This window comes from Methanomethylovorans sp., from assembly GCF_050177135.1.
GTDB lineage: Archaea > Halobacteriota > Methanosarcinia > Methanosarcinales > Methanosarcinaceae > Methanomethylovorans.
Window position 1 is genome coordinate 1 of sequence record NZ_JBFXHJ010000093.1, and the last position, 8,658, is coordinate 8,658.

13 protein-coding genes and 1 tRNA gene are annotated in these 8,658 nt (G+C 47.1%); 13 read left to right on the forward strand and 1 reads right to left on the reverse strand.

What is annotated here, in order from left to right; genetic code table 11:
- Positions 1-644 (reverse strand): MFS transporter (locus AB7U21_RS08155; protein ID WP_428388221.1); only part of this gene is annotated, 644 nt, incomplete at its 3' end.
- Between the two features lie 88 nt (positions 645-732).
- On the opposite strand from AB7U21_RS08155, the gene alaXM reads away from it, so the two are divergent.
- From alaXM to AB7U21_RS08220, 13 genes are all read left to right on the forward strand, one after another.
- A complete protein-coding gene (gene alaXM, locus AB7U21_RS08160) occupies positions 733-1,440 on the forward strand; it encodes an alanyl-tRNA editing protein AlaXM (protein WP_333787537.1) in 708 nt (235 codons plus the stop codon).
- Between the two features lie 215 nt (positions 1,441-1,655).
- Positions 1,656-3,227, forward strand: coding sequence for a phosphoglycerate dehydrogenase (gene serA / locus AB7U21_RS08165; RefSeq protein WP_333787538.1), 1,572 nt, complete (start codon positions 1,656-1,658; stop codon positions 3,225-3,227).
- A gap of 59 nt (positions 3,228-3,286) precedes the next feature.
- Positions 3,287-3,766 (forward strand): hypothetical protein, encoded by a 480-nt coding sequence (locus AB7U21_RS08170; RefSeq protein WP_292351453.1) that lies wholly within the window; start codon positions 3,287-3,289, stop codon positions 3,764-3,766.
- On the forward strand, positions 3,766-4,233 hold the full coding sequence (locus AB7U21_RS08175) for a DUF2240 family protein (RefSeq protein ID WP_333787539.1): 468 nt from the start codon (positions 3,766-3,768) through the stop codon (positions 4,231-4,233). The genes AB7U21_RS08170 and AB7U21_RS08175 overlap by 1 nt, the downstream gene beginning before the upstream one ends.
- Before the next feature lie 142 nt (positions 4,234-4,375).
- Positions 4,376-4,756, forward strand: coding sequence for a 50S ribosomal protein L18e (locus AB7U21_RS08180; protein ID WP_333787540.1), 381 nt, complete (start codon positions 4,376-4,378; stop codon positions 4,754-4,756).
- 12 nt (positions 4,757-4,768) lie between these two features.
- Positions 4,769-5,188, forward strand: coding sequence for a 50S ribosomal protein L13 (locus AB7U21_RS08185; RefSeq protein ID WP_333787541.1), 420 nt, complete (start codon positions 4,769-4,771; stop codon positions 5,186-5,188).
- 11 nt (positions 5,189-5,199) lie between these two features.
- Positions 5,200-5,604: a 30S ribosomal protein S9 gene (locus tag AB7U21_RS08190; protein WP_333787542.1), complete on the forward strand. Its 405-nt coding sequence runs from the start codon at positions 5,200-5,202 to the stop codon at positions 5,602-5,604.
- A gap of 11 nt (positions 5,605-5,615) precedes the next feature.
- Positions 5,616-5,804 carry a DNA-directed RNA polymerase subunit N gene (locus AB7U21_RS08195; protein ID WP_333787543.1) on the forward strand — a complete coding sequence of 63 codons (189 nt, stop codon included), beginning with the start codon at positions 5,616-5,618 and terminating at the stop codon, positions 5,802-5,804.
- Positions 5,805-5,902 (forward strand) — tRNA-Pro (locus AB7U21_RS08200).
- A 200-nt stretch (positions 5,903-6,102) separates the two neighbouring features.
- Positions 6,103-6,297, forward strand: a complete 195-nt coding sequence (locus AB7U21_RS08205; RefSeq protein WP_292351463.1) for a DNA-directed RNA polymerase subunit K — start codon at positions 6,103-6,105, stop codon at positions 6,295-6,297.
- Positions 6,294-6,965 carry a 30S ribosomal protein S2 gene (rpsB, locus tag AB7U21_RS08210; RefSeq protein WP_333787544.1) on the forward strand — a complete coding sequence of 224 codons (672 nt, stop codon included), beginning with the start codon at positions 6,294-6,296 and terminating at the stop codon, positions 6,963-6,965. Before AB7U21_RS08205 ends, rpsB begins: the two co-directional genes overlap by 4 nt.
- A 67-nt stretch (positions 6,966-7,032) precedes the next feature.
- Positions 7,033-7,833, forward strand: coding sequence for an MEMO1 family protein (locus tag AB7U21_RS08215; protein ID WP_333787545.1), 801 nt, complete (start codon positions 7,033-7,035; stop codon positions 7,831-7,833).
- A 10-nt stretch (positions 7,834-7,843) separates the two neighbouring features.
- A partial coding sequence (locus AB7U21_RS08220) for a mevalonate kinase (protein WP_428388226.1) occupies positions 7,844-8,658 on the forward strand: 815 nt, incomplete at its 3' end.

The following is an 8,658-nucleotide window of genomic DNA, read 5'->3' on the forward strand; positions in this document are numbered from 1 at the left end:
TGAGGGTCATGCAAGCCATGTGTCCTGGGTTCGGGCACAAGAAAAGCTATCATCAATATTCCTGCGAACGATATCAGGACTGCAGCGATCACAGGCAGGATCTCACCGTACACTGTAACGCTCAGTATGCCTGCAAGCGCTGGTCCGAATATGAATCCCAGGTTCGTTGAAACCGAAAGCTTACCATATACACTGCTCCTGTCCTTGTCCTCAGTGATGTCAGCAAGATAGGCATTGGCAACGGATACATTTCCTCCTGTCAGGCCGTCAAAGGCCCTGGCTATAAAAATAAGCAGCAGGGGCAGGGTGAGGACAAAACTTCCCAGCATGCCAGACCTCACATCGACTATCCTGGTAACGGGAATGAGCATAGCTGCCAGAAAAATGACCCAGGAAATAAAGGTGCCTACCTGGCTCAGGAACAGGACCTTTTTCCGCCCATATATATCTGACCATCTTCCAAGCAACGGTCCTCCCACTAGCTGAAAGACAGGGTACATTGACGCGGCAAGGCCATAGATGATAGCATTGCCTCCGAATCGTTCGACAAGGAATATCAGAAAGGGAAGAACAAGGCTCAGACCCAGGGTGCCTATGAAGTTCACAGCAAGCATGGGATAGATCGAGATCCTTGGTTCCGGCATCGCTGCATATATGTAACGTGGTGATATTAGAAATTTTGCAGATGGTACATAAGAAACTCATTTATGGTATACCTCATCATTCATAGGCATGGAAGAACTGTATTGTATAGACTGTTATCTCAGGGAGTTCGATGCCGTAGTTGAAGATGTGGTCGATGAAAGATATGTGGTGCTGGACAGGACAGCTTTCTACCCTGAAGCTGGCGGCCAGCCCCATGACACGGGTTTTCTGTATTGCGCCGGCAAAGCATATCCTGTTACTGGTGTGAGGAAAGCGGATGGAAGAGTATACCATGAGATCGGAGCAGGCGGACTAAAAGAGGGAGATGCTATCCGGGGGGTTATCGACTGGGACAGGAGATATCTGCTCATGCGTTACCACTCAGCATGTCATATCCTGAGCGCCATCATACATAGCGAGACAGGTGCTAAGATCAGCGGTAACCAGTTATCAGAGGACAAGACACGTGTGGATTTCTCCCTGGAGGAGTTCGACAGGGAACAACTAAAAGCCTATGAGGCAAAGGTCAACGATGTTATAGACAGGAATATTCCTGTCACCATTGAAACAATGGACCGTGAAGAAGCCTTCAGGATACCTTCGGTGGTAAAACTTAAAGATGCTTTTCCTCCGGAAGTCCTTTGCATAAGAGTGATCACTATCCCTGGCATAGACAGGCAGGCCTGCGGGGGAACACATGTTGCCAGTACCGGGGAAATACCTCATATAGAGGTATTCAAGGCCGAGAACAAAGGTAAGAACAACAGGCGTGTCTATTTCCGTTTCAGAGAATAGTGCTGGTCCGGGCACACACGTGCAGATATGGGCCAGATGCGAACCTTCTGGAAGGAAGATATATGTATGTACAATATCTTTTCTGCTGTATTGCTGCAATAACAACTGCTAAATATACTTGCATGGTAGTTAGAGTTGGACTTAACATACTGCAAACAGGTGGAAATTGGCTTAAGTCGCCATGACCATATCACCCATTTACAGGAGACATACAGATGAAGATATTAGTCAGTGATCCATTATCCGAGGAAGGCTTGGCAATGCTCCAGAAACATTTTGATGTAGATGTTATCACGGGCTTGTCCGAAAGCGAGCTGTCAGCTAAGATAGTCAATTATGATGCCCTTGTCATCCGCAGTGGAACACAGGTGACGAGAAAAGTTATCGAGGCTACCAGGAATCTTAAGATCATAGGCCGGGCAGGAGTGGGTGTTGACAACGTAGATGTCGAAGCAGCTACTGAAAAAGGCATAATCGTTACCAATGCGCCTGAAGGAAATATGCTTTCCGCTGCCGAGCACACAATTGCCATGATGATGTCCATGGCAAGGAACATACCGCAGGCAAACGCTTCAATGAAGGCTGGAAAATGGGAACGTAAGAATTTCATGGGTGTGGAGGTCAACGGCAAGGTGCTTGGGGTTATCGGTCTGGGACGCATCGGAGCAGAAGTTGCTAAAAGGGCGCAGGGCCTCAATATGACCATAATGGGATACGATCCTTACATTTCAAAAGAGAAAGCACAGGAGCTTGGAATAAAACTGGCCACAGTAAAGGAAATAGCAGAAAATGCCGACTTTATCACAGTGCATACACCACTTACGAAAGAGACCAGGAACATCCTCGATACTGAAGAGTTCAACGTCATGAAGAGAACTGCGAGGGTCATCAATTGTGCCCGTGGAGGCATCATCAATGAAGAGGCCCTTGCTGAGGCGCTCAAGAGCGAAAGGATCACGGGAGCGGCACTTGATGTTTTCATCAATGAACCTCCTAAGGGCAGTCCTCTGCTGGAGTGTGACAATCTTATCATGACCCCGCACCTGGGAGCATCCACCGAGGAAGCACAGGTAAATGTGGCTATCACTATCGCGGAAGAAGTAATTTCAGTGCTGACCGGAGGAACTGCAAAGAACGCTATCAACATACCTTCTGTTAAACCGGAGGTCATGAGGGTTCTTGCACCTTACATCGGTCTTGCCGAGACCATGGCGGATGTCTGCGCTCAGCTGCTTGGCACAAGCTACGAGAAAGTGGAGATATCATATAACGGGGAGATAGCTGAAAAGGACACCAGGCCAGTTACGGTTGCCGCTTTGAAGGGAATGCTGCAGAATGCCCTGGGTTCCAGCGTGAACTATGTGAACGCTCCTGCACTTGCAAGGTCAAGGAAGATAGAAGTGATAGAGAGCAAATCCGAAACTTCCGGAGAAAGGGCCTCTGAGATCCAGATCAAACTAAGCAATAATGGGGAATCAGTATCCGTTGCCGGAACTATGATAGGGGACGAAGCCCGGATCATTGGAATTGACGGAGAACGTGTGGATATAGTCCCATCCGGTTATATGATCGTTGCAAAGCACATCAACAGGCCCAACGTGATAGGACCGTGCTGCATGGTGCTTGGAAAGAACAATATCAACATATCCGGCATGCAGGTTGGCAGAGCGGCGATCGGGGGAGTCACTATCATGACCCTTAACGTAGATTCCGAAGTCTCTCCTGCCATTCTGGAAGAAATGCGTAGCGTGGATGGGATACTTACGGCAAAGCTTGTTAAGCTCTGAAAGCCATACATATCTCAAGGATATAAATTTGGTAATATGGCCTATTCCAGGTCCGGACCATGAGAAAGCGCATATATCATAAGTTCCCGCATAGGGAGATCGAGTTCGAACAGAAGTACCGGTATCACTCGGATCTCCCCTATCTTGTAAAAGTGATGGCGAACATGGATGGGAAATTCGGGATGTTCGTCACCGAATCTGTAGTGCAGAGAGGGCACCGGATCCAGGCAAAAAGGGAGATCAGTGTGGAGATCGTGCGTAATGGAGTGGACTTTGAGCCCCTTAACTACAAGAATGTGGATCAGATGATCGACACTATCGAAAAGGAGGGTATGATAGATTTCAAGGTGGTCCTTAGTTACAGTTACCTGGATGGGAAATATAATCGCGTGCCTTTCAGAGGCGATACTTATCTTGTGCGTGCCCTGCTTGAGAACGAAGTGCTCGTACTGCAGATACACAGGATAGAAGGGCCCGGCAGGACCGAAGCCGGGAGGGTTGCAGACACCATCATAGAGGAGATCAGGCGCGGATCCTGATGGATGATTTCCTGTACGTTGTGGCAGCACCCTTCAAACAGCATGCTGCAAAATTCATTTCTATAAGGGATTTTGAGTTTGCCCTTTCTTTCGGCCTGAAATGGATGTCACCTGAAAATGCCTCAAAGGTGAGGGATAAGGCTCTTAGCCTGCGCTTATTAGAGATAAATGATAATAAGCTGGTTCCTACGTTCGATATAGGAAAAGTGGAAATACCGCGTGGTTTTCGTCCTTCTGAAAGAATATTTCATGAAAGGCCTCTCATAGAGCAGATCATGGCAATGATAGCTGCCTGTTCCGGAATGGAGAACAGGAATGTGGCTGCTCTGATCAGCAGAAAACAGGAAAGTCTGGGAGATATGGTCGATATAGAGGTTGCCGCACTTGTAGTAGCTAAGGAGATAGGATGCGACATAAGCAATATCTACCCTAAAGTGTTGGCGGAGATGTTCCCAAACATGGAGTGAACCACACAATCTTTATGTACTAGTAATAGTATTCAAGAGTCAGATGTCCTTATGGACATGGAATACCCTGAAGAACACTCATGGATGTTCGAACGCGGTTTAGCGCGTGAGTAAGGTCCGGATGATCTTGCGGAGGGACATTATGGGAAATAAGACACAAAGAAAAGTTACAAGAAAGACCAATCCCAGAATACCTGAACTTATCTCCACTCTCAAGGAAGAGTCGCGGAATAATGATGTTCTGATCTGGAGAGATATTGCAAAGAGACTTGAGAAACCCAGTCGTAAGTATGCTCAGGTCAATCTCAGTAAGATCAACAGATATGCCAAGGAAGGAGAGGTTGTCCTGATACCCGGTAAAGTACTGGGTGCCGGTGAGCTGAAGACCTCGGTCACAATTGCTGCACTTGATTTCAGTGGCACTGCCATTGACAAGATCAATGAGATCGGTGGCAAATACCTGACGATCGAGCAGATCCTTGAAGAGAACCCCAGCGGATCAAAGATCAGGATACTGCAGTAAGAGGTGTTGAAGATGACAATAATCGATGCCAATGGGCTTATTCTGGGAAGACTTGCAAGTGATGTGGCAAAGAGGCTGCTTGCAGGAGAAAAAATAGATATCGTTAATGCTGAAAAGGCAGTGATCTCCGGTTCCAGGCTTGATACCATAGCAGAATACAGGAATAAAATAGCTATAGGTTCAACCGAATTTGGTCCTCATTTCCCTAAAAGACCAGACCGTATTCTGAAAAGGACAGTAAGGGGAATGGTGCCTTACAGGAGAGCAAGAGGACGTGATGCAATGGCTCGTCTTAAAGTGCATGTAGGCGTTCCGCTCGAGCTCAAGGACAAGGAAATGATACAGGTTGCCGAAGCAAGTATGAAAAGGCTCAGTTCTAACAAGTATATTAGACTTGGGGACGTGAGCACAAAGATGGGCGGCCAGTTCTAAGGAGGATCATCATGTCAAACAAAGTAGTCAATTCATCAGGTAAGAACAAGACCGCAATTGCCCGCGCCACTATCAAAAAAGGAGCCGGCAGAACTCGTATTAACAAGAAGCCCGTTGAGATATATGAGCCTGAATTCGTAAAGATGAAGATATATGAATCCCTGATGCTTGCAGGAGATGTTGCAGAGGGAATAGACATCGATGTTAAGGTAAGCGGCGGAGGCATTATAGGACAGGCCAATGCCATAAGGACAGCTATCGCAAGAGGTATAGTGGAATGGGCCAATGATACCAACCTGCGTGATGCGTATATGGCATATGACCGCAACCTTCTTGTAAACGATTCCAGGCAGAAAGAAACCAAGAAATTTGGTGGGCCTGGTGCACGTGCTAAGTATCAGAAATCATACAGGTAAGGCATATATAGATGATACCAGTCCGTTGTTTCAGTTGTGGTAAAGTGATCTCAAGCAGCTGGGATGAATACAAAAGGAGAACTAAAGATGGCGAAGATCCTGCCCGGGTCATGGATGACCTGGGTATCACACGTTACTGCTGCCGTCGGATACTCCTGTCCCACGTGGAGCTTGTAGATACACTGGCACCATATCAGTAAGGGACCGTAGGGTAGCCTGGACCATCCTTCGGCGTTCGGGACGTACTTTTAAGTACGCGGATCACGCCGGAACCTGAGTTCAAATCTCAGCGGTCCCATTCCCTTACTCTTACTGTAATTAGTATAGACTGGCCTGTAAGAACAGATATGTGACCACATTCGGAGGGATTCCGGATAAAACTATCTCAGGTATGGAAAGAACACGCACTGATATAAGCGTTACTTATGCAGCTTTTAGTTGACGATACCTGACATTATATCCTAATGATCACGTTCTATCATTCCTTAAGGTGATTTTTTGAGCACAGAACATTATACTAGATATGAGCGAGCAAGGATTATCGGTGCCAGATCCCTGCAGATCTCTATGGGCGCACCCGTTCTGATCGATGATCCAAGTACTCAATCTCTGTATATAGCAAAGAAAGAACTAGAGCTTGGGGTTATCCCAATTACTGTTAAAAGGGACTATAAATTCAAGGTGATCCAATGACCACAGAAGAAATACGCGTTACTGATAATGCAGATATACAAACGGATAGTGATGATAAACTATTGGACGTCAGTGCAGATGCAGAGAAATCCACTTCACTTGTTCCTATAGATGAATATCTGGCAGCCGGTGTACATATTGGTACCCAGCAGAAGACAGAGAACATGATGAAGTTCGTATACAGAGTAAGAACTGACGGACTCTATGTACTGGACATCCAGTCAACTGACGAAAGGATAAAACTGGTGGCAACCTTCCTGTCAAAATATGAACCATCCAGGATACTTGTAGTTTCTGCAAGGCAATATGGTCAGTACCCGGCAATGAAGTTCGCAAAAGCTCTCGGTGCCAGGTCAATGGTCGGGCGCTTCATTCCGGGAACACTTACAAATCCGACAGTAGAGGCATTCTTTGAGCCCGATGTGATCATAGTCACAGACCCCGCAGGAGACGCACAGGTAATTAAGGAAGCTGTGAACATTGGGATCCCCGTGGTGGCACTTTGTGACACGAACAACATGACTTCCAACGTGGACCTGGTCATACCGACCAACAACAAAGGAAGAAAGGCCCTCTCACTCATCTACTGGTTGCTTGCAAGAGAGATTTCAAAGACCAATGGTACATACTTCAATTACCAATTCGAGGATTTCGAAGCCGGTATTTGAAAGGCCTTCCTTTGGAAGCATACTACATATACAATGTACCCCTTATATGTACATGGGGTGACGTAGTATGAGACAGGCTATAGTTGCGGGAAAATTCTATCCGGCGAATCCGGGGGCTTTGAGGAAAGAGTTAGATGATTGCTTCAAAGGCACCACGATCGATCCAAGGTCCGGCATAAAGGGTATTGTGGTACCCCATGCCGGCTATATCTACTCCGGAAGGGTCGCAGCTCGCTCGTATGCCGTACTGCCAGTGGCCGAAACCTATGTAGTGTTCGGCCCAAATCATACTGGCTATGGCTCGCCGATAGCTCTTTCAACAGAAACATGGTCTACCCCTCTGGGACAAGTAGAAACGGACCATGAACTGGCGGAAAAGCTTGCCGGCAGTATGATCGATCAAGATGAGCTTGCTCATCGATTCGAGCATTCGGTCGAGGTCCAGATACCTTTTCTCCAGTACCGTTTTAAGCATGACTTCAGGATACTGCCTATATGTATGGGAATGCAGGACGAAGAAACAGCCATTGAGGTTGGTGTGGAAATTGCCAGGGCTATCGCAGATATTGGCAGGAAGGCTGTTATGATCGCATCAAGCGACTTCACGCATTACCAGCCTGCGCATGTGGCAGAGAGCAATGACAGGTACCTGATAAAGGCTATTTTGGACATGAACGTAGATGATCTTTACAGCAGGCTGTACGCAAAGGATATATCGGCATGCGGTTATGGACCTATTGCAGCAACCATCACTGCTGCCAGGGAACTCGGAGCAAGCAAAGCAGACCTTCTTAAGTATGCAACCAGCGGAGAAGTAACAGGTGATGATTCCGGTGTAGTGGGATACGCCTCTATAATATTAGAATGAGTCGGATACGATGCAAACGATAACATGTTCTGCTCCCGGAAAAATATACCTGTTCGGTGAACATGCGGTAGTTTACGGGGAAAGCGCAATATGTTGCGCTGTAGACCTGCGCACTCAGGTACGAGCCAGTTTAAGCGATACCATACGGATCAGTTCGGTGCTGGGTGATACAGGGCTTGATCATGACAGGTACCCCTACGTATCATCTGTGATAGAGAAAATGTCCGAGATGGCGGACATCAAAGGTATAAAGCTGCGCATTGACTCCGATATACCGGTTGGTTCAGGCCTGGGTTCATCTGCAGCCGTGACAATTGCCACTATCCAGGCATTGAACCTGTTGTTCGGATGTGGTCTGGGACCAGAGGATATTGCCACTCTGGGACACAGTATCGAAAGAAAGATACAGGGTGCTGCCAGCCCAACCGATACCTACGTCAGCACCATGGGCGGAGTTGTGATAGTGCCTGTGAAAAAGAAGCTTAATATCATTGATTGCGGTATTGTGATAGGCAACACAGGAAAATTTTCTTCCACAAGGCAACTGGTATCTAATGTTGCATTACTTAAGAAAAATTATCCACAGATCATCGATCCCATCCTTTCCACCATTGGAAGGATATCGATCACCGGAGAGGAACTGGTCATAAAACAGGAATATGGATCGATAGGGGAACTCATGAACATTAACCAGGGACTTCTTGATGCTATCGGTGTCAGCAGTCCGGAGCTTGCAGATCTTATATATGCAGCTCGCAGCGCGGGCGCATACAGCGCAAAGATAACAGGTGCAGGAGGTGGAGGGTGTATGGTAGCACTAACTCA

What these genes read in the sequence shown, in the direction of transcription:
- AB7U21_RS08170 (WP_292351453.1), top strand. Translation starts at nt 3,287, where the DNA reads ATGAGAAAGCGCATATATCATAAGTTCCCGCATAGGGAGATCGAGTTC.
- rpsB (WP_333787544.1), top strand. Translation starts at nt 6,294, where the DNA reads ATGACCACAGAAGAAATACGCGTTACTGATAATGCAGATATACAAACG.
- AB7U21_RS08190 (WP_333787542.1), top strand. Translation starts at nt 5,200, where the DNA reads ATGTCAAACAAAGTAGTCAATTCATCAGGTAAGAACAAGACCGCAATT.
- AB7U21_RS08195 (WP_333787543.1), top strand. Translation starts at nt 5,616, where the DNA reads ATGATACCAGTCCGTTGTTTCAGTTGTGGTAAAGTGATCTCAAGCAGC.
- AB7U21_RS08185 (WP_333787541.1), top strand. Translation starts at nt 4,769, where the DNA reads ATGACAATAATCGATGCCAATGGGCTTATTCTGGGAAGACTTGCAAGT.
- alaXM (WP_333787537.1), top strand. Translation starts at nt 733, where the DNA reads ATGGAAGAACTGTATTGTATAGACTGTTATCTCAGGGAGTTCGATGCC.
- AB7U21_RS08175 (WP_333787539.1), top strand. Translation starts at nt 3,766, where the DNA reads ATGGATGATTTCCTGTACGTTGTGGCAGCACCCTTCAAACAGCATGCT.
- AB7U21_RS08180 (WP_333787540.1), top strand. Translation starts at nt 4,376, where the DNA reads ATGGGAAATAAGACACAAAGAAAAGTTACAAGAAAGACCAATCCCAGA.
- AB7U21_RS08215 (WP_333787545.1), top strand. Translation starts at nt 7,033, where the DNA reads ATGAGACAGGCTATAGTTGCGGGAAAATTCTATCCGGCGAATCCGGGG.
- serA (WP_333787538.1), top strand. Translation starts at nt 1,656, where the DNA reads ATGAAGATATTAGTCAGTGATCCATTATCCGAGGAAGGCTTGGCAATG.